The organism is Methylocystis sp. JR02, from assembly GCF_030063565.1.
Lineage (GTDB): Bacteria > Pseudomonadota > Alphaproteobacteria > Rhizobiales > Beijerinckiaceae > Methylocystis > Methylocystis iwaonis.
In genome coordinates this window covers 165,149-185,241 of sequence record NZ_JASIRC010000002.1, presented here as the reverse complement: position 1 = coordinate 185,241, position 20,093 = coordinate 165,149, and the positions used below count along the sequence as shown (strand labels likewise).

Here is a 20,093-nt window from a genome sequence, read left to right as displayed (position 1 = left end):
CGGTCATGACCGCACAGCACACCGCCGATCTCGAGCCGACGCGGCGGAGGGCCATCCTCGTCGCCCAGCTCTCCAATTTGGAAACTCGCCTCGCGGATGCGACGCTCGCCACGTTCGAGAAATACATGGGATCGCTGTTCACCAAAGCGCAGAGCAGGGATGATCGGCGTTTCCAGGCCACCAAGCGCGACGTGGCCAAGGCGTTGATCCTGTTCCGCCGCACCATTGCGGCTCTCAAACAGGCAAAGCAGACGGGAGAGGACGGCGTCGCCATCGTCGATCGCGAGGTCGGTATGAAACGGCTCGACAAGGCCCTGCCAATCATCGGTTCGGTCGCCGATGTCGCGGACCAGGATATCCTCGTGACCGCCGCCGAGCGTTATTCTGTCCTGCGCCGATTCAGCCCACGCTTTCTCACGGCGTTCCGCTTCCAATCGAGCACGCCTGGCGATGGCGTGCTGGCCGCCATCGAACTCTTGAAGGCGCTCGATCGTGACGACTCCCGCACCCTGCCCAAGCGCCCGCCCGCGTCCTTCCTGCCGCCGAAATGACGCAAGTTGATCTTCGCGAACGCCGCCGCTGATCGACGGCTCTACGAGACCGCCGTGCTCGCAACGCTGAGGGATCGCCTGAGGGGAGCCAACATCTGGGTGGCCGGCAGCCGCGACTATCGCGCCTTTGAGGATTACCTGCTGCCGACCGGAGCGCCGCAGAATATGAGCATCGCCAATGAAAGCGATCCCGAGCGCTACGTCGCAAGCCGCGCCGCGGCCTTGAACGAACGCCTGAACTTTTGGCTGCCCGCGCTGCGCGCGGCGAACTCGACGGCGTCGAGATCGAAGACGGCAAGCTCTACATCGCCCGGATCAAGCCGGCCGTCCCGGACGCCGCGCGCGTTCTCGCCATTCGACTGAACGGGATGTTGCCGCGGGCGCGGATCACCGAGGTTCTGAGTGATGTCGACGGCTGGACACAATTTGCCGATCGTTTCACGCATCTGCGCACCGGCGCCCCGGCCGCCGACAGGCCGGCGCTGTTGGCCGCCGTCCTCGCCGATGGCACGAATCTCGGCCTCGCCCGCATGGCGGATGCGTCGCGCGGCCTCACCTACCATCACCTCGTCAACGTCGCGCAATGGCACATCAGCGACGACAATTATGTCGCGGCGCGCGCTGCCATCATCAATGTCCATCACAAGCACCCGCTGGCGGCGATCTGGGACGACGGGACGACTTCGTCCTCGGACGGCCAATACTTCCGCGCTGGCGGGCGCGCCGGACCCGGCGGCGCCATCAACGCCAAATACGGCATCGATCCCGGCGTCGTCGTCTATACCCACATATCCGGCCGGCGTCTATCGAGACCGGCGTCGTCGTTCCCTCCGTCATTCTGCGCAAGCTCGCCGCGGCAGGCGGTCGCAACGCCCTGTCGCGCGCCTTGCGGGCGCTGGGCCGGATCGAACGCACCCTATTCACCCTGCAATGGCTGTCCGATCCCGACTTACGACAGCGTAGCCACGCCGGGCTCAACAAGGGGGAGGCCAGCAACTCGTTGCGGCGCGCGATCTTCTTCCATCGCCAGGGCGAGATCCGTGACCAGACGTTCGAAAACCAGAGCTTCCGCGCCTCGGGCCTCAGCCTCGTCACCGCCGCGATCGTCCACTGGAACACCGTCTATCTCGATCGCGCCGTCCAGCATCTGCGCGCTCAGGGCGTCGCCATTCCCGGCGATCTCCTCGCCCACGTCGCTCCGCTCGCCTGGGAGCACATCGCGCTGACGGGAGATTACGTCTGGAGCGACGGCAACAGCGCTACCGGCTTCCGAACGCTGCGCGACGTTCCCGCTGCGTTCCTATCCCAAGCGGCTTAGCGTGCAATTTTGAACAAATCGTGCGGTGACCCCTTATTCGATAATGCTCAGTGAAGCCATGGAAGCCGTTTCGCCATCTGTCGTCCGGCTCGAGGTGCGTCGCGGCGATGCGGCGAAGCTCGACCATCGTCATGACCAGCCCTCCCTCACGGAAGCCCGCGCCGCCGGGATGTAGCGGTAAAGCTTCCCCGGCGATGCGCCGATGCCACGCGCTACTTCCCAAACCGAAAGGTCCGTTCCGGATAGCAGCGCCTTCGCGGCCTCGATGTCCGTGGACGTGAGCTTTCGAGCCTGTCCGCTCAAGCGCCCTTTGGCGCGGGCGGATTCAAGGCCGGCAAGCGTGCGCTCGCGAATCAAGCCTCGCTCGAATTCAATCTGAAAGACAAGCCGGCCGCCCGGCATAATCGGGTCGATCGACGCGGTGAACGAGCGAAAGCCAATCTTGCGACACTCCAACTCCTCCACAGTTTCGATGAGCTGTGAGCGACCGCACCAGGCGGTCGAGCTTCTACACAGTGAGGGGGGCGGCGGGGTGGAGACAGCGCGGCCATGAGCCGCGGTCGGTCGCGCTGCGCTCCCGACGCCGCCTCCTCGAAGATGCGGTCGCATCCGGCCGCGACCAAGGCCTTTCGCTGCAAGACGGCGTTCTGGTCACGGGTCGAAACGCGAGCGTAGTCGACAAAAGACATGATTATCTCTTAAAAGTCCATCTGCTCTGCGATGAATGAGAGACTAGAGCGGATTCGTCTTAAACCGGCTCATATCCAGCGGCGACGAAGAAATTTGCGCATTCAATGGGGGAAAACTCCTTCAGCAATGCGCCGATCCTGTTCCATAGGGCGTCGACGGTCCGCTCCGCGCTTTGCGGAGCAGAGCTTTGAGTTTGGAGAAGGCCTTCTCGATCGGATTGAAGTCGGGACTGTAGGGCGGAAGATAGAGCAGCGTCGCGCCGGCCGCCTCGATGGCGTTGCGCACGCCGGCGCCCTTGTGGCTCCCTAGATTGTCCATCACGACAATGTCGCCCGGCGAGAGCGTCGGAACGAGAACCTGATCGACATAAGCCTGGAACCATTGACCATTGATCGGGCCGTCGAGAACCATCGGCGCCGTCATTCCAGTCAGGCGCAGGCCGGCGACGAATGTCGTCGTCTTCCAATGCCCATGCCGGCCGCGCCACCCGCTTGATCGCTCGGTGGTCCTGTTCGACGATGTTGTTCAGATATTTCCTTCGCCGGATTTCGATGTCCGCCTCGTGCTCTGCGTTGTAGCTCTCGATTGCAGCGGTGTTGGCGCCGCTCTTGTCGATCGTGATCTTCTTGGGCGCGCCGTTCTCACCGATCGCTCGCCGTAGGAACCGCAACGCCGCTTTGCGATCCCGTTTGGCCGTCAGCAAGAAGTCCACCGTGGCGCCAGCCTTGTCGACTGCACGATAGAGATATCTCCAGGAGCCTTTGATCTTCACATAGGTCTCATCCAGCCGCCAACTGGAGCCGACAGGCCGCTTGCGGGAACGGAACCGACGCTCCAGCTCGGGCGCGTATTTGACGACCCACCGATTGAGGGTGGAATGGTCGACCTTGACCCCGCGCTCTTCCATCATCTCCTCGAGCTGCCGGTAACTGATCGGGTAGGCGACATACCAGCGCACGCCCCATAAGATCACATCACGCTCGAAATGGCTGCCTTTGAAATTGATCATCGCGCAATTTGCCCGCCCCGCTTCCAGCCAGCATAACCCAGGCCGCCCGAGGGCAAAAATTTGCGACAGAACCCATGCACCGCACTTCGAAGCCATGGCGCGACGGCGCATATCCGCTATTGAAGCGTCGATAAATACGCCGCGATGTCGCGCGCTTGCTCCTCTGACACGCCCATATTTGGCATCGCGTTGCCCGGCACAATCGATTGCGGGTCGCGCACCCAGCGTGCAAGGTTCTCGGGCGTCTGGCGCAGCAGCCCGGCGATATAGACGCGCCGTCCCATGTGATCGAGCGGCGGACCGACAAGACCGTTGGCGCCGGCAATGCCGGGGATGAGGTGGCAGGAGCCGCAGCCGATTTTCGTTATGGCCTCCGCGCCTTTTTGCGGATCGCCTGTAGCGCCCGCCGCCCTGGCCGCACGTTCAAGCGCTTTCTCATCATTGCAACCGGAGAGGAGAACGACGCAGGCGGCGGCCGACAGGGCTGCGCCGCGTGCGCCTCGGCCCTGTTCCGCGTGACGGAGCCAAAGAAACAGCAGGCCGAGGATTGCGGCAAGATAGATGAAGCCGGCCGGGATCCACATGACGAGGCCGGCGATCTGCTGGTCCTCCAAGGGGGTTAGTCCATACCGGGCGGTAGCGCCGGCATGGACTGAATAGAGCGGGCGCGGCGCAATTGAAATCAACGCGCCTGGCAGCGCGGAGAGAAGCGCCGCGGTGGAGACAAACATCAGACGCCCTCCTCGAGAGAGCCGCGTCAACTCGCCGAAGGCGACGGCCCAAAACGCGCAGGCGCTAACTAAAAACGTCAGATGTTCGGCGATATGCGCTTCTTCGTGCTGGAGCGCAAAAGCATAGGGTCCCGGCAAATGCCAAAAGGCGAAGAGACCCATGAACCACAGCCAGATCGCCAGCGGTGAAATGAAAAGCGCGGCGAAGGGCGCTTTTCGCGCGCGCCTCCAGATCCGCGCCCATATCCGGCGCCTGCTGGGCGCAAGCGCGCGCATGACGATGATGTTGGGCTTGCCAAGAATGATAAGCGGAGCGCTCACCATCATCAGTGTCAGATGCTGCGTCATATGCGCGGAAAAAAGCGCGTCACTCAGACGATTGAAAGTGGCGCTCAAGGACACGCCCGTGACGGCGAGCGCGGCTATGCAGGCGCCGACCGCCCGTACATTGAAATCGCGCGCCAGGCTGCGCGCGCTTATGCAAATCGCGCAGATCGACGCGAACGCCAGAACGCTTATCGGTAACCACCCATCCGGCCCCGCTGCTGCGCGGCCATGCGCCAAAGCCGCGTCAGGCGCCCCTGCGGCCAGCGTGACTGCCAGCATCAGCTTCCGCATGCTGGCACCCATATGATCGAGATGGTGGCAAAAAGAATCTGGAGCGCGAACCACACGCCGCCCCACACCCCCCAAATGGCGAGAAATCTTGTGCGGCCCTGTCCGACATCGATCACACTTTCATGTCCGCCTTCCGCCTCTCCGCTTGTTCGACGCCAGACAGACAGTGCGACCAAAGACGCCACGACGGCGATCGCGAGGCAGAGGAGATTAAGCGCGGTGACGACGGGCTCGACCCACTCCCAGCCCGGCGCCAGCGAGGATCTCGGCCGGTCCGATGGAAAGCAGGCATGACTTGCGAGGCCATAATTGACAAGGAGTTGCACGCTCCACGCGAGCGGCGAGGCGAGCAAGGCGCCGAACAGCAACGCAAGCGAGGTGCGCGCGCGATGCGGCGCGGGCGGTTCCACGCCATAGATGGAGAGAAGGTCGTCTTTCGCCATCAGTCACTCCCGAGATAGGGCGTGATGTAAAAGGTGAAGAAGATCGTGAGCCAGACAAGATCCACGAAGTGCCAGTAGACAGCCGCGATCGAGATCGTCGCATGACGTTGCGCGTCGAAATAGCCAAGAAACGACCAAAGCAGCACCGCAGCAAGCATCAGCAGGCCGACAACCACATGCGCCATGTGAAAGCCCGTCGTGACGTAAAAGCTCGACCCGTAGGATGTGTCGTGAATGCCGAAGGGCTTCTGCCGCCATTCGAGAATCTGAATAGCGACAAAAATGACGCCCAGTGTTGCGCCGCCTGCGAGTCCCAGCAACTGGCTGGCGCGCGCGCCGCGTTTGACGCTTTGCTCGGCCCACCAGACGAAGACGCTGCTCGCCAACAGGATGAGGGTGTTGAGACCGGCCAGTGTGACTTTTGGTCGTTCTGGAATCCAGTCCAGCCCGTATTGGGCTGCGAAGTAGTAATAGATGAACAGCAAATACGCGAAGAGCGACGCCTCCGTCATAATGACGGTCATCATCCCCCACCAGCCGAAGGTCTTATGGCCAACGCTGCCGACGGGCAGCTTGCGGGCGCCAATGGCGACGTCAGACATGTCTTGCCTCCGCGATTTGGCCGAGTGAGCGCCGAGGCCAAAGCCAATAGAGAAGCAAAAGAAGCAGAACGGCGCCGCCGATGGCGACGATGCCCCAGGAGTGGAGCAGCGTGGCGGCGCCGATCGCGGTGGCCGCAAGCGCCGTCAGCAGCGGCGCGATTGAATCTTCCGGCATCTTCATGATGGCGTCCGGCTCTGCGTCAAGCGCAGTGGTCGTCAACATCTCCTTGCCGTCGGCGAGGCAGAGCCCGCGTCCTATTGATGAACTGCCCGACGCTTCGTCAAGATGTTCCTCCCAGAGCGGATGCCGGCTGGCTACAGCCGGCATCACCTCAAAGTCGTAGGACGGCGGCGGCGATGGTACCGACCATTCGAGCGTGGGCCCTCCCCATGGGTCCGGTCCTGCGACAGCGCCGCGACTGCGGCTGACGATCACATTGACGAGAAGCAGCAGGATGCCGAGCGCGAGGATAAAGGCGCCGATCGTCGTGACGAGATTGACGGCGCCCCAGCCAAAACCATCCGGGTACGTGTAGATGCGACGTGGCATGCCGGCGAGACCCGTCCAATGCATCGGCAGAAAGGCGATGTTGAAGCCGGCGAAAGTCGTCCAGAAACACCAGCGCCCGAGTCGTTCGTCGAGAAGTCGTCCGGTCATTTTCGGGAACCACACATGGATCCCTCCCATTACCGCCAGCACATTGATGCCGATGAGCACATAATGAATATGGGCAACCACGAAATAGGTGTCCGTAAGCTGCTGATCACTGGGAGCCGCCGCCGTCATGACGCCCGAGACGCCGCCAATCACGAATGTGATAATAAAGCCGGCGAAGAAGAGAAATGCTGTCGACACCACTGGCCGCCCCGTCCAGATTGTTGCGATCCAGGCGAAGACCGCAACCGCGCTCGGCACTGTGATGACAAAGGACGCCGCGCTGAAAAACGACAGCGCGAGATAGGGTATGCCCGTCGCGAACATGTGGTGCAGCCAAACGCCAAAGCCCATCACCATCGTCGCGACAGTGGCGAGCACGACCACGGTGTAGCCAACGAGCGGACGCCGGCAGAAAATCGGCAAGGCGTCGGACACAATGCCCATCGCTGGCAGCACGACCACATAGACCCATGGATGCGCGAATATCCAAAAGAGATGTTGCCACAAAAGCGGCTGCCCGCGCCCGGCCTGGTCGAAGAAATGCGTCTCGAATTGCCGGTCCGTCCAGAGCAGGAAGAACGCCAGACTGACGGCGGGCACTGAAAAGAGAATGCCGAAGGAGGTTGTCAACGTGCCCCAGGCGAGGATTGGGATGCGATTGATCGACATGCCCGGCGCTCGTGCGCGCAGGAAGGTCACGACGAAATTCGTAGCGCCGGCCGTTGAGGATATTCCGAACAGAATCATGCCGAGCGCGTAGAAGTCCATGTTCGGACCGGGATTATACTGCTTCAGCGCATACGGAACGTAATTGAACCAGCCGTCATTTGGACCATAGCCGATCGCAAACCCTGCATAGATGAAAAGGCCAGAGAGCAAATAGATCCAGTAGGAGAACGCGTTGAGGCGCGGAAAGGCCATGTCGCGCGTGCCGAGGATGAGTGGAAAGAGAAAGACGCTGAAGCCCGACAGAACCGGCTGCGCATAGAGAAAGATCATGGTCAGGCCATGCATCGAGAAGAGCTGGTTGTATTGCTCGGGCGTAAGCAGCGACTTGTTCGGCCCGGCGAGCTGAATGCGCATGACCAGCGCTTCGATCCCGCCCAGCAACAGGAAAGCGAATGCCGTCACGATGTAGCGTTTGCTATATTCCTTGTGGTCGACCGTCGAGAGCCAGCCGAGTACGCCCGGTTCGCTTCTCCAGATCTCTTCGAGATCGCGCTGCTCCCGCTGATGCCGCGCAACTCCGTGGAGTTGGACGGGACGGTGATAGTCGGTAACCGCCATCGCAGCCCTCCTATTTCAAAGTCTCTAGGTAATCGCGGATGACGGACAGTTCTGGAGCCGAAAGCGCCAGCATTGGCATTTTGGCGCCGGGCTTGATCCTCTGCGGATCGGCGATCCAGCCAGAAAGATTGGCTGGCGTGTTGGGCAGCGTGTTCGCCGCGATTCCAGCGCGGCTCATGAGATGCGTGAGGTCGGGCCCGAGCATGCCCCAGGCGCGCGTTCCACGCACGGTGTGACAGGCGCCACAACGCGCGACGAACAGCGCCTCGCCTGCGCTGTTCATGCTTGCCGCCGGCTGCAATTGCGCGTCCCGCCAGGAGCGGAATTGCTCAGGAGACTCGGCGACAATGACGATGCCCATATGAGCATGCTGCTTGCCGCAATATTCGGAGCACTGCCCCCGATAGACGCCGGGCGTATTCGCCTCGAACCAGGTCCTGTTGGTCTGGCCGGGAATGACGTCGATCTTGTCGCCGAGCGCGGGCGCCCAGAAGGAGTGAATTACGTCGGTCGATTCAACCTCGATTCGCACCGGCTCTCCGAGCGGGATGTGCGCCTCATTCGCGGTTTGAAAGGATTCGGAGGGAGCTTCAGTCCGATAGCGGTATTCCCACCACCACTGATGCGCAATCACTCGGATCGTCAAAGCCGGATCTCGAGGCGGCTTGTCGATCGCGGCCATGGTGTAGGCGTTCCACACCATGCCGCCGAGCAACGCCAGAGTGGAGATCGACACGCCGATGGTGATCCAGGACAAGCCTCCTGACGGCCGCAAGATCGGCTCGAACCGGGCGCCGGCGGCGTCGACCGTGGTCCTGCGCTTCAAGACGCCGACGACGGTCAGCGCTGTGACGACGACCACAACAACGATCGACAGGATCAGCATCGCCCAGGTCAATGACGCGATGACGCTCGCCTTGTCCCCGAAAGCTTGCAAGAAATTCATCGGCGGCGTCGGTGTATCGGCGGCTTGTGCGGCGAGGCCAATAGAAACGGCGAGAGCTGGGACAAGAGCGGGAAGTCGCGCAAGCATCACCGCCTCCCGCTCGGACTTTGGCCGAAACTGAAGCGCTCGGTATGGCTCCAGGGATTCGGCGACTGCGAGAATTCCGCCGGAACTTGTTGCACCGTCCAGGCGTCGTGCGAGGCGGTTTTCCCCCATCCCGTCGTCGGCGATTTGCTGATACTCTGAATATAGGCTGTAAGGTCCCAGATGATGTTCTCGGGCAACATCGCGCCCCATGATGGCATCCCGTTGGGGCGTCCCTGATAAATGCTGAGATAGATGTTTGCGGGATCGTCTCCGTAGATGAAAAACCTGTCGCTCAGCGCTGGTCCCATGCCGCCGCCGCCGTTCGGCGCGTGACATCCCGAACAGTTGAACGAATCGAAGTAACTCATACCGCGCTGGATGGCTTCCGGATCGCCCTCCACGGGATTTCTGACGTTGCCTTCAAGCGCCATCTTTCCAGGAAACAGATTAGATACGGGTGTCTGGCCGATGCCCGGGCCGACCGACGGATAAAGCCTGACGCCGGGATTACCGCCCGACGCATCTTTCTGAGCAGGGACTGACGACGTTGCCGGCGCGTGGGGCGGACTGGTCTGGCCTTCATCATTCACTGGAGCTTGCTGAGCTGGCGGGGAAGGCTGCGCGTGCGGCTCCTGCGGCGCCGGCGCCCTCTGGTGCGATGTTTTTGGGCGCGCCAGCGCGTCGGGCCAGGCCGAGACAAGCAGGGGCAGGACAAGCAGGCCTATCGCCGCCAATGCCTTCGTCGGAGTCGCGGGCATCTGCCGAACCTCTCAGTCACCATCAACAAGCGGGACGCCATAGCTCTCCAGCAGCGCGTGGATGACGCCGCCCTTTCGACGGATGATGTCGTCGAGGCGGCGCTTCAACTTATCGTCGCCCTTGCGCACGCCCATCGAAATATCGAAGGCGAATTGTAGCGGCGCGTAGTCATCCGTCCTGGCTATCATGTCGATGTGTAGCGGCGCTGATGCGTGCTTCGCCTCATAGCCGGCAAACGGCCCCCAGACAGCCGCGACATCGAGAGTCCCGCTCTCTACAGCTTGGATCGGACGCAGCGCCGGCGAGGGCTCTCTGTAATCGCCAAAGATTGAATAGCCGACGACATTCGAAACCATGCCGCGCGCGCCGAGCACGTGAGCCGGCGGGGTGTTCATGCCGTCATCGCCGACGAGATGCACCCCGATCTTCAGGGTGCGAAGGCGATCATCTGCGAGCGACGTGACATCAAGTTCGCGATCCGCTCGCGAAACGAACACGTAAGCAGAACGGTAATAGCGCAGGGTCGTTTCGACTGCATCGTAATTTGTTGGCACGCCCATGACGAGGTCGCAGGCGCCAACCTTCAGCGTGTTGCGGATGAAGCCGCGTCTTTGCGCCCACCAGGTATAGGACAGAGTCTTGCCGAGTTCGTTTGCGACAAGCTCCGCCAGCTTGTTTTCAAAACCGGCGCCGTTGGCGTCGGAAAATGGCAAATTATTGGGGTCGGCGCAGACTCGGAGGCTATCCTCGGCGCGCGCGCTGGACGGCGGAGAAGAGAGCGCCACAATCGTCAGGCAGGTCGCGAGAGCGCGAATTGGCTCCTCCTATTGTCGCGGCTGCGCGCCGAGGGAAAAGACCAGCAGTGTGCTTCCGCCAACCGTATACAGCGGCAAATCCTGCGTCGCGCCGGTGAAGCCGAGCGCGCCGTTCCTTACCCGGGGGTCGACTTCCGCATTGGCGACGACACCTGGCCAGCCGCCGACGCCAGACATGATCGCGACATATTGAACCCCGTCATTTCCGAGATACGTCACGGGCTGGCCAATGAAGCCGGAAGGCCCCCGCATCTGCCACAGGACCTTCCCCGTTCGCGCGTCCAGCGCCTTGAACATTCGGTCCATGGTTCCGTAGAAGACGACATCGCCGGCGGTCGCGAGCGCTCCTGTCCACACCGGGAATGTTTCTGTGATGGACCAGACTTTGCTTCGCTTGGCAGGATCCCACGCCATGAACTCCCCTCTGTACCCGCCGGGGCCTGCATACATGTCGACAATCGCTCCGACGAAGGGCGTCCCCGCGATGTAGCTGACTTCACTCGTCCGGAAGTTGGCGCAAAGATGCTGATGCGGCACGTAAAGCAGCTTCGTCTTCGGCGACCAGGCGGTCGGCTGCCAGTCCTTCGCCCCCGGCGGCGCCGGACAGATGTTCTCCACCGTCTTGCCGAGTGCCGGCTGCTTCGCCTCGACAGGCTTGATGCGTCCCGTATCGAGATCGACGCCCGCATAGACATTGACAGTGTCATAGGCGTCGGCGGAGAGGACTTCTCCAGAAGTGCGGTCAATGACATACATATAGCCGTTCCGGCCGGGGTGGATCAGCGCCTTGCGTGACGCACCGCCAATATCGAGATCGACCAGCACATTCTCATTGATCTCGTCGTGGTCCCAAAGATCGTGCGGGCTTGCCTGATAAGCCCAGCTCGCCATGCCTGTGTCGGCGTTCCGCGCGAAGATCGTGCTGGTCCAGAGGTTATCGCCCTCACGCTGATTGGCGTTCCAAGGCCCGGGATTGCCAGAGCCGTAATAGACGAGATTCAGATCCGGGTCGTATGATAACCATCCCCAGACCGTGCCGCCTCCCATGCGCCAGCGATCCGCAGGCCAGCTCTTCACGCCGAGATCCTTGCCCTTCATCCAGTCGTAAAACGGCTTGAAATCCGCGCCAATCAGCACATCGGCATCCGGCCCGGTCGAAAAGGCGCGCCACGCGATCCTGCCGTCGCTTTGATCGAGCGCCGTCAACCAGCCGCGCACACCCATTTCGCCGCCGCTGTTGCCGGCGAAAACTTTTCCTTTCACGGCGAGCGGAGCCATGGTGATCGTCTCGCCGAGATTGATGTCGCCGATTTTCGTGACCCAAAGCTCTTTGCCGCTCGACGCGTCGATCGCAACCACGTGATCGTCGAGCGTGTTCAGGAATACCTTGCCATTGTCCTAAGCAAGGCCGCGGCTGACCACATCGCAGCATGCGACTCCCTTGGCTGCTGGATCGGGCTTTGGCGCGTAGGACCATTTCAGTTCGCCATTGGCGGCGTCCAGCGCGTAGACCTGATTGGGGTTTGGACCGTCGTAAGGCGAGACGACATACATCATGCCGTCAATAACGAGCGGCGCGGCCTCCTGGCCACGATTTGCGCCGACGGAAAAGGACCAGGAAAGTTTAAGCTGCGAGACGTTATCAGCCGTGATCTGATCGAGCGCGCTGTAGCGCGTATTGGCGTAATCTCGCGCCGCCATTGGCCAGTTTCTGGCGTCAGTGACGAGATCGGCAACGAGCCTTTTGTTCGGGGTGGCCTGCTGCGCCGTGACTTGAGAGGCGCCTGCCGCGATCAGGCAAATGGCAAGCTGGGACGTCACCAAAAGGGATCGCTTTCGCATCCTTCAAACTCGCGCTGGAAACAAACAGAGCCTCCTGGAGGGCGACAATCTAGTTAGGGTGGCGGCGCGTGACCAACAACCGTTGCCGAACGGTAAGCGGCGCTATGTAGGATCCATTCAGCGAAGGTTTGCTGTCGCGCCGCGTTCACTACGGGAATGCCGCCACTCGCCTGAATTTATGCGGGCGCCATATTTTCTGCGGCGTCTCGTTGATAGGGATGAGCGGAATGGCTACGCCAATGAAAGACTGCCCGAACACCAGTTATCTTTTGGCGGCGTCCTTCTGATATGGCGTCCGCCGCCCAACGATGCGGGATGACGTGCTTCGGCATCGCGTTCTCCATACTGCTCGCCTTTCTTTTGTTCGCCGCGTCTGGGCTCTACGATGTTGCGGCAAGCAGAATGCATTGGAAGTTGACACGCGAATTTTTGGCTTTTGGCCTGCGCAGAGCGGTTGCAACGCATAGTCGCAACATTTCAGCGCCCGAGCTCGAGGACATGAACCTGATCGTGCTCGGCGCCGGTCATTTCGAGGATGGCTGTGCGCCCTGCCACGGCGCCCCTGGTCGACCGAGCAATCCAATTGCCGAGCGCATGCTCCCGAATCCTCCCCATCTTGGCGCCGTGGTCTCGAGCTGGAGTCCGGAGGAGCTCTTCTGGATCGTGAAGCACGGACTGAAATACACCGGTATGCCCGCGTGGGCTGCGACGGCGCGGGACGATGATGTGTGGTCCGTGGTCGCATTCCTGCGCAAGCTGCCGGAGACAAGTCCCGACCGATATCGTTTGCTCGCGACCGGCGGAACGGGCAGGTCAAACCAGATCATCGATCTCGGCGCAGCCAGCCCTGAGAGCGACGATCTCGCGAACTGCACGCGGTGTCATGGGCGCTCTGACCTCGGCAGCGCGCTAGTGCCCCGTCTTGCTGGGCAACCTCAAAGCTATCTGGAGCAATCCTTCCACGACTTCACGTCGGGACTCCGCCAGAGCGGCGTGATGCAGCCCATCGCGGCGACGCTTGATGCCAAGACGCTGAGGGCAATCAGCGCGTATTTTTCGAAGCTCGAGCCGTCGCGCGCAAAGGCGCCGATGGCGGAAGACGGCGCAATTGGCCGGGGGCGCGATATCGCAACGCGAGGCGTAGCAGAGACGAACGTCCCCGCCTGCCGCATTTGTCACAGTGAGACGGCTTCGCCGAACGTTCCGAGGCTCGATGGCCAGTATGCCCTTTACATCGAAGAACAGCTCAGACTTTGGCGGGGGGGACTGCGCCGCCAGTCCGGCAACGCCACTGCCATGCGGATCATCGCCTCACGCTTGAGCGAGGCGCAAGCGAAAGACGTCGCCGCCTATTTCGAGAACATGACGCGTTTCCAGCCGTCTCCGCCGCTGGCGAAGCGATGACGACGCGTTACCTCGAACAATGAGGCGAGCTTTTGGCTTTCGTATTGAGGAACGCGCCGACCCGCCATCCGTTGATCTAAAAGCCGATGCGCGTACTCCGGAGCGCCGCCGTCATGAGCAACACCGTTGGGGACTTCTTCGTCCATCGCCTCTACGAATGGGGAGTGCGGCGGATCTTCGGCTATCCGGGCGACGGCATCAATGGCGTGCTCGGCGCATTGCAACGCTCGTCTGAAAAGATCGAGTTCGTGCAAGTTCGTCACGAGGAGATGGCGGCGTTTATGGCGTCCGCACATGCGAAGTTCACGGGCGAACTCGGCGTTTGCCTGTCGACCGGCGGCCCGGGCGCGTCGCATTTGATCACCGGGCTCTATGACGCGAAATGCGACCATATGCCTGTCCTCGCCATCGCCGGCCAGGCGCCGCGCACAGCTCGTGGCGCACATTATCAGCAGGAGCTCAACCTCGATCGCATGTTCTCGGACGTCGCCGCTTTCGTGCAGGAAGCGGAGACGCCCTCGCAAGTGCGTATGCTCGTCGACCGCGCGATCCGCATCTCGAAGGCGCAGAGCGCCGTGTCGGTTATCGTTCTGCCGGCCGACTTGCAGGATTTCGATTATGAGGAGCCGCCACGCAAGCATGGCTCAGTCAAGACGGGGGTCGGCTATTCGCGTCCGACGATCCTTCCCAGCGGCGATGACATCAGGCGCGCCGCCGATGTTCTGAACGCTGGCGACAAAGTGGCGATGCTGGTCGGCGCCGGCGCTCTACATGCGAGAGATGAAGTCTGCGCCGTCGCCGATCGTTTGCAGGCGGGCCTCGCAAAAGCGCTGCTGGGCAAGGCGGTGGCGCCTGACACGCTCCCCTGGGTGACAGGCTCGATCGGCCTTCTCGGCACCAAGCCGAGCTACGATATGATGATGGAGTGCGATACCCTGCTGATGGTCGGCTCCGGATTTCCCTATTCGGAATTCCTGCCTCGCGAAGGGCAGGCGCGTGGCGTGCAGATCGATGTCGACGCATCGATGCTCAGCATGCGCTACCCAATGGAGGTGAACCTGCACGGCGACGCCGCCGCGACTCTCCGGGCGCTGATTCCGCATCTCGAGGATAGGAGCGATACGCGCTGGCGCGACAGGATCGCGAGCGGCGTCTCCGACTGGTGGACGCTTCTGGAGCAGCGCGCGTTTGCGCCGGCCAACCCGGTGAACCCGCAACGGGTCGTCTGGGAACTGTCGCCACAGCTTCCTGACGACGCCATCATCACATGCGACTCGGGCTCATGCGCCAACTGGTATGCGCGAGACATGAAAATCAGGGGCAAGATGATGTGTTCGCTATCCGGCGGTCTCGCCTCGATGGGGGCCGCTGTGCCTTACGCGATCGCAGCGAAATTCGCGCATCCCGCGCGGCCGGTCGTAGCGCTCGTCGGCGACGGCGCGATGCAAATGAATAACATGGCTGAGCTGATCACAGTCAGCAAATATTGGCGCGACTGGGCAAGTCCGAAATGGATATGCTGCGTTTTCAACAATGAGGACCTCAATCAGGTCACCTGGGAGCAGCGGGTGATGCAGGGGAATCCGAAATTCGAGGCGACCCAGAATATTCCGAATGTTCCTTATCACCGCTTCGCCGATTTGATCGGGCTGAAGGGGATTTTCGTCGATAACCCCGAATCCCTCGCGGAAGCGTGGCAGGAGGCCTTCTATTCCGAGCGGCCAGTCGTGCTCGAAGTGAAGACCGATCCCGAGGTGCCGCCGCTTCCCGCGCATATCTCCTTCGAGCAGGCGCGCAATTTCGCGGCGACGCTCTTCAAGGGCGATCCTGAGGAGGGCGCGCTCATCGCCGGCGCGGCGAGGCAGGTTCTCGCGCCCATCCTGCCCCGGGAGAAAGAATGAAGACCGGACCGGTCGCTGCGTCGCTGGGCGCTCTTGTATTTGGCGCCGTTGGGGGAGTCGCGCTCCGGGTCGTCGCCGAGGCGGGGCGGAACGCCAGGAAATCCGACATCGCCGTCCATCCCGCACGGCTGACCCACAGCTCGGCCGCCCTGCTTGCCGTTTCTGTGCTCTCGGACAGCGCGCTCGGGCATTATCGCGGGAGCTTCGAGAACCCCGGCATGTTCGCGCCGTTGATCAGTTCGACGCTGGCGCTCTCCGCCGGCGCAGACGGGGCGATGAATGCGTCTGCGGCAAGATGCAGTTTCCGGCGATGGTCCTTCGCGCTTTCGGTTGGCGTCGGCGTCACGGGGCTCGGATTCCATGTCTATAACGTCTTTCGCAGACCGGGCGGACTCACCTGGCTCAACCTGTTCTACGGAGCTCCTCTGGGGGCGCCGGCTGCGCTCGCCGTCAGCGGACTAGTGGGCCTCGCGGCGGAACGCATTTCCGAGCAAAAGGCGCGCGAGCCGACGCTTTTGGGATTTTCCGCCGGGCGCGTTCTCGCGGCGATGAGCGGTCTGGCCTTGGCGGGGACAGTGATGGAGGCGGCGCTGTTTCACTTCCGGGGCGCGTTCCAGAACCCCTTCATGTGGGCGCCGGTCACATTGCCGCCCGTTGCGTCCGCTCTCATGGCGAAAGCGACTGTCGAGCGGCCGGCGCTAACGCATAGCTTCACGAGGGCGTGGCTGTGGATGACAGCCGCGCTGGGCTTCATCGGAGTCGGTTTTCACGCTTATGGCGTCTCGCGCGCCATGGGCGGATGGCGCAACTGGAGCCAGAACCTCATTGACGGCCCGCCATTGCCGGCGCCGCCGAGCTTTTCCGCTCTTGCGCTCACAGGGCTTGCGGCGCTGTCGCTGATCGAGACGGAAGCGAATGCCAGAGATCGCCAAACAGCATGATGTCGCGTCGCCTTACGAGGGCTATGACGTCCTTGCGAAATGGAACACGCCGTCCTTCGACGATGTGACGCGCGACGCGCTGACTCGCCGACTGAACGAGACGCCGCCCCGACGCTTCTTGTCGCCGAAGGAGTTGTCGCTCCTCGAAGCGGTCGTCGTACGCGTCGCGCCGCCGCTGCCTGGATTAAGCCCTTCACTCATCGCCCTCTGGATCGACGACCGCCTGTCTCGAAATCTTGGCGAGGGCTTTCGCGGCGAGGAAGCGCTCCCTTGGTCGGAGAGATGGCGTTACGGCCTCGCGGCCATCGACGGCGAAGCGAGACGCCTATTTTCCGCGCCCTTTGTCGAATTGGACGGCGGAGGGAGGGACGCAACGCTCCGTGCGGTTCAGGCCGGCAATGTGAACCCTGAGCTTTGGCGCCGTGTTGGCGCTGAGAGCTTTTTTACGGACACGGTGCTGAAGACAGTCGCCGGCCTTGCTTACGCGCATCCTTCCGCCTGGAACGATATCGGCTTCGGCGGTCCGGCGAGCCCGCGTGGATATGTGCGCCTCGGCTTCGGTGCGCGCGACCCCTGGGAGGCGAAGGAGCTGCGATGAACGAAGAAACGCCGCGCGCAAAGCATGGGCGTGCGCCGGACGTTTTCACGCGGAGCGGCTGGACCCCAATGCGCGAATATGCCGAATCCGAGCCGGTCGACTTCGTGATCGTCGGCGCGGGGGCGGGCGGCGCCACGCTCGGCTGCCGTCTTGCTGAGAACGGCTTCTCCGTCGTCATCTTTGAGGCCGGCCCTTTCTGGCGACCGCTCGATGACTTCGTCTCCGACGAACTCTCGCAGCAGAATCTATATTGGGTCGACGATCGCATTACCGCGGGCGACGACCCGATCGCGCTTGGCGGCAATAATTCGGGACGTGGCGTCGGCGGCTCGACGGTTCACTACAGCATGATCGCTCTGCGCTTCCGCCCGGATTGGTTCAAGTCGCGCAGCCGCCTCGGCTATGGCTTCGACTGGCCGATCTCCTATGAAGAGATCGCGCCATTTTACGAGGAGGCCGAGGAGGCGCTGAAGGTCGCTGGACCGGTGAATTACCCCTGGGGGCCGCCGCGCCGTCGCTATCCCTATCGACCGCATGAGGTGAACGCCGCGGGTCTCGTGCTTGCGCGCGGCGCTGAAAAGCTCGGCGTGCCATGGGCCGCGACTCCGTTGACGACTGTGTCGGCGCCGCGCGGCAAATCTCCGCCCTGTGTCTATCGCGGCTTCTGCAATTATGGCTGCTCCACCAACGCCAAGCAGAGCGCATTGACGGTATGGATTCCACGGGCGTTGAAAGCAGGGGCTGAGGTGCGTGATCTCGCCATGGTCGGGCGCATCGAAGTCGACGCGCACGGCCGGGCCACGGGCGTCACTTATTTTCGCGAAGGCGCGTGGCGTTTCCAGCGTGCGCGCAACGTGGCCGTTGCCGGTTATGCGATCGAAACGCCGCGACTGCTGCTCAATTCCGCTTGTCCGCTTTTCCCTGACGGCCTCGCCAACAGTTCGGGACTCGTCGGCACGCATCTGACCACGCATGCCGGCCCTGGCGCCTGGGCGACTTTCGATGAAGAAATCCGCTGGTATAAGGGGCCGCCCAACATGGCGGTGACGGAGCACTGGAACTATACGGACGACGGAAAGGATTTCGTCGGCGGCTACGCCTTCATGAGTCAGGGCCCGCTACCCATGGCCTGGGCGCAAACACTCGCGACATCGCGCGGTCTATGGGGCGAGGCGCTCCGCGATGAAATGCGGAAATATAATCATGTCGCCGGCTTCGTGCCTGTCGGCGAGACGGAGCCGCGTCTACAGAACTGCGTTTCGCTCGCGGACGAGACCGACCAGTTCGGATTGAAGATTCCGAAGGTGACTTTCTCTTACTCGGAGAACGACAAGCGCTTGCAGCGGCATGCCGTGCGTTTCATGAGCGAAATGCTTGCCGCCGCCGGCGGCTATGACATTTGGACAAATTACAAGGACACAAGTCATCTGCTCGGCACATGCCGCATGGGCGACGACCCTCGCACAAGTGTTGTGAACAGCGACGGCCGCAGTTGGGACATACCGAATTTGTGGATATGCGACGGTTCGCTGTTTCCGACCTGCGGCGGCGTCAATCCGTCGCTCACCATCCAGGCGCTTGCCTGCCGCACGGCGGACCGGATTTCACGCCTCGCGCCGTCAGGGCAACTCAGCGGGTAAGGAAGCCTGGCCCGAGATCCTTGACCGAGCGCGCGCCGAGTAGGCCCAGATCGCGGTCGATTTCCTCGCGAAATATGTCGATCGCGCGCGTCACGCCGTTTTGTCCCGCGGCGGCAAGACCGTAAAGAGTTGCGCGCCCGATGAGGGCCGCATCGGCGCCGAGCGCGAGCGCCTTCAGCACGTCGGTCCCGCGCCGAACGCCGCCATCGACGATAAGCGTGAGTCCTGCGCCAACGCGCCGCCGCGCCTCCTGAAGGACGTCCAACGCGGCGACGGTCCAGTCGAGCTGACGACCGCCGTGGTTCGACAAGATAACGCCGTCGGCCCCAATGGAGACGGCGCGCTGGACATCATCGGGATTGAGCAGCCCTTTAATTAAAAACTTTCTCGGCCAAAGGCCCCGCAGCCGAGCGGCCTCGTCCCAGTCGAGGGCGTGGTCCATATTGGCCCTGATCCAGAAGGCGCTTTCGAAAAAGCCTCGGCGGTCCTTCGGTAGAAAGTCGAGCGCGTTGACGAATGACGGCATGCCGCCAGACAGCGTCGTCGCAGCCCAGAGCGGATGCAAGGCCGCCTCGAGGATCGAGCCGAGCGAAAGACGGCCGGGATGGGCAAAGCGTCTCTGTTCCCACTCGCGATCGCCGTAAAACTGCGCGTCAATTGTCAGGACGAGCGCTTCACATTGGGCTCTTTCGGCACGGGCGACAAGTGCGTCGCGGATAGACCGCTCGCCGAACACGTAGAGCTGCCACCAATGTCTGAGATTGGGCACAGCCGCCACGTCTTCCATGCGGTCGTTCGACATGGTGCTTTGAATAAAGGGAATACCGGCCTCGGCTGCTGCGCGCGCAAGGAGCACATCTGCCTTATTGCGAAAAAGACCGTTCAATCCTGTCGGCGCGATTGCGAAAGGAAGCGACATGGCGCGGTCGAAGAGCGAAATGCTTTGGTCGCGACTCGAAACATCGACAAGCGCGCGCGGCAGAAACCGGTAGCTCGCAAAGGCTGCCAAGTTGCGTGCAAGAGTGGCCTCCTCCTCCGCGCCGCCTTCAAGATATTCCACCGCGAACGCCGGAAGGCGTCGATGCGCCATCGCGCGCAGATCGTCGATTGTGCGTGCGCGCTCCAAGCTTGGCCCGGCATAGAACCGGCGCGGTGGCGATCGGCCTTTTTCGGCAGGGGTGCGATCGAGTTTTGCGCCCGTCGAGCCCGCCTCGACCGGAGTTGTATACCCGCGCGAGACTGATGACCGCAAG

At 62.3% G+C, this 20,093-nt stretch carries 17 protein-coding genes and 4 pseudogenes; 8 read left to right on the top strand and 13 right to left on the bottom strand.

Features of this window, described 5'->3' with window-relative positions; all coding sequences use genetic code 11:
* Positions 1-5: 5 nt before the first annotated feature.
* The 3 genes and pseudogenes from QNA11_RS19200 (at position 6) to QNA11_RS20650 (ending at position 1,869) form a co-directional block, all read left to right on the top strand.
* Positions 6-551, top strand: a complete 546-nt coding sequence (locus QNA11_RS19200; RefSeq protein WP_283484376.1) for a hypothetical protein — start codon at positions 6-8, stop codon at positions 549-551.
* Between the two features lie 368 nt (positions 552-919).
* A pseudogene (locus QNA11_RS20825) lies at positions 920-1,288 on the top strand (Tn3 family transposase); the annotation flags it as partial.
* Positions 1,216-1,869 carry a Tn3 family transposase gene (locus QNA11_RS20650; protein ID WP_502867582.1) on the top strand — a complete coding sequence of 218 codons (654 nt, stop codon included), beginning with the start codon at positions 1,216-1,218 and terminating at the stop codon, positions 1,867-1,869. The pseudogene QNA11_RS20825 and the gene QNA11_RS20650, both read left to right, overlap by 73 nt.
* A gap of 129 nt (positions 1,870-1,998) precedes the next feature.
* Here QNA11_RS20650 and QNA11_RS20820 read toward each other — a convergent pair whose 3' ends face one another.
* From QNA11_RS20820 to QNA11_RS19135, 12 genes and pseudogenes are all read right to left on the bottom strand, one after another.
* Entirely contained in the window at positions 1,999-2,334 is a 336-nt protein-coding gene (locus QNA11_RS20820) for a hypothetical protein (protein WP_502867575.1), read from the bottom strand.
* Complete coding sequence (locus QNA11_RS20815; RefSeq protein ID WP_502867574.1) at positions 2,223-2,558, bottom strand: recombinase family protein; 336 nt, start codon at positions 2,556-2,558, stop codon at positions 2,223-2,225. The genes QNA11_RS20820 and QNA11_RS20815 overlap by 112 nt, the downstream gene beginning before the upstream one ends.
* A 59-nt stretch (positions 2,559-2,617) precedes the next feature.
* Positions 2,618-3,033: pseudogene (locus QNA11_RS19180) on the bottom strand (IS630 family transposase); the annotation flags it as partial.
* A gap of 4 nt (positions 3,034-3,037) precedes the next feature.
* A pseudogene (locus QNA11_RS19175) lies at positions 3,038-3,568 on the bottom strand (IS6 family transposase); the annotation flags it as partial.
* A 116-nt stretch (positions 3,569-3,684) separates the two neighbouring features.
* Entirely contained in the window at positions 3,685-4,905 is a 1,221-nt protein-coding gene (locus tag QNA11_RS19170; protein WP_283484486.1) for a cytochrome c oxidase assembly protein, read from the bottom strand.
* Positions 4,905-5,360, bottom strand: a complete 456-nt coding sequence (locus tag QNA11_RS19165) for a hypothetical protein (protein ID WP_283484374.1) — start codon at positions 5,358-5,360, stop codon at positions 4,905-4,907. Before QNA11_RS19165 ends, QNA11_RS19170 begins: the two co-directional genes overlap by 1 nt.
* Positions 5,360-5,962, bottom strand: coding sequence for a cytochrome c oxidase subunit 3 (locus QNA11_RS19160; protein ID WP_283484373.1), 603 nt, complete (start codon positions 5,960-5,962; stop codon positions 5,360-5,362). Before QNA11_RS19160 ends, QNA11_RS19165 begins: the two co-directional genes overlap by 1 nt.
* On the bottom strand, positions 5,955-7,907 hold the full coding sequence (locus tag QNA11_RS19155) for a cbb3-type cytochrome c oxidase subunit I (RefSeq protein WP_283484372.1): 1,953 nt from the start codon (positions 7,905-7,907) through the stop codon (positions 5,955-5,957). Before QNA11_RS19155 ends, QNA11_RS19160 begins: the two co-directional genes overlap by 8 nt.
* A 10-nt stretch (positions 7,908-7,917) precedes the next feature.
* The gene (gene coxB / locus QNA11_RS19150; RefSeq protein WP_283484371.1) at positions 7,918-8,853 is read right to left on the bottom strand and encodes a cytochrome c oxidase subunit II; all 936 of its coding nucleotides are present in this window, start codon (positions 8,851-8,853) and stop codon (positions 7,918-7,920) included.
* Between the two features lie 86 nt (positions 8,854-8,939).
* Positions 8,940-9,530, bottom strand: coding sequence for a c-type cytochrome (locus QNA11_RS19145; protein ID WP_283484370.1), 591 nt, complete (start codon positions 9,528-9,530; stop codon positions 8,940-8,942).
* Positions 9,531-9,710: 180 nt separating this feature from the next.
* Positions 9,711-10,484 carry a substrate-binding domain-containing protein gene (locus QNA11_RS19140; RefSeq protein ID WP_283484369.1) on the bottom strand — a complete coding sequence of 258 codons (774 nt, stop codon included), beginning with the start codon at positions 10,482-10,484 and terminating at the stop codon, positions 9,711-9,713.
* Positions 10,485-10,523: 39 nt separating this feature from the next.
* Positions 10,524-12,356 (bottom strand): annotated as a pseudogene (locus QNA11_RS19135) (PQQ-dependent dehydrogenase, methanol/ethanol family).
* Between the two features lie 315 nt (positions 12,357-12,671).
* On the opposite strand from QNA11_RS19135, the gene QNA11_RS19130 reads away from it, so the two are divergent.
* The 5 genes from QNA11_RS19130 (at position 12,672) to QNA11_RS19110 (ending at position 18,840) form a co-directional block, all read left to right on the top strand.
* Entirely contained in the window at positions 12,672-13,760 is a 1,089-nt protein-coding gene (locus tag QNA11_RS19130) for a c-type cytochrome (protein WP_283484368.1), read from the top strand.
* Positions 13,761-13,873: 113 nt separating this feature from the next.
* On the top strand, positions 13,874-15,661 hold the full coding sequence (locus QNA11_RS19125; protein ID WP_283484367.1) for a thiamine pyrophosphate-requiring protein: 1,788 nt from the start codon (positions 13,874-13,876) through the stop codon (positions 15,659-15,661).
* Positions 15,658-16,602 carry a hypothetical protein gene (locus QNA11_RS19120; protein ID WP_283484366.1) on the top strand — a complete coding sequence of 315 codons (945 nt, stop codon included), beginning with the start codon at positions 15,658-15,660 and terminating at the stop codon, positions 16,600-16,602. Before QNA11_RS19125 ends, QNA11_RS19120 begins: the two co-directional genes overlap by 4 nt.
* Positions 16,577-17,200, top strand: coding sequence for a gluconate 2-dehydrogenase subunit 3 family protein (locus QNA11_RS19115; RefSeq protein ID WP_283484365.1), 624 nt, complete (start codon positions 16,577-16,579; stop codon positions 17,198-17,200). The genes QNA11_RS19120 and QNA11_RS19115 overlap by 26 nt, the downstream gene beginning before the upstream one ends.
* Positions 17,197-18,840 (top strand): GMC family oxidoreductase, encoded by a 1,644-nt coding sequence (locus tag QNA11_RS19110; protein WP_283484364.1) that lies wholly within the window; start codon positions 17,197-17,199, stop codon positions 18,838-18,840. The genes QNA11_RS19115 and QNA11_RS19110 overlap by 4 nt, the downstream gene beginning before the upstream one ends.
* Here QNA11_RS19110 and QNA11_RS19105 read toward each other — a convergent pair.
* Complete coding sequence (locus QNA11_RS19105) at positions 18,830-19,930, bottom strand: alpha-hydroxy acid oxidase (protein WP_283484363.1); 1,101 nt, start codon at positions 19,928-19,930, stop codon at positions 18,830-18,832. The two genes, QNA11_RS19110 and QNA11_RS19105, sit on opposite strands and share 11 nt — an antisense overlap.
* Positions 19,931-20,093 lie beyond the last annotated feature (163 nt).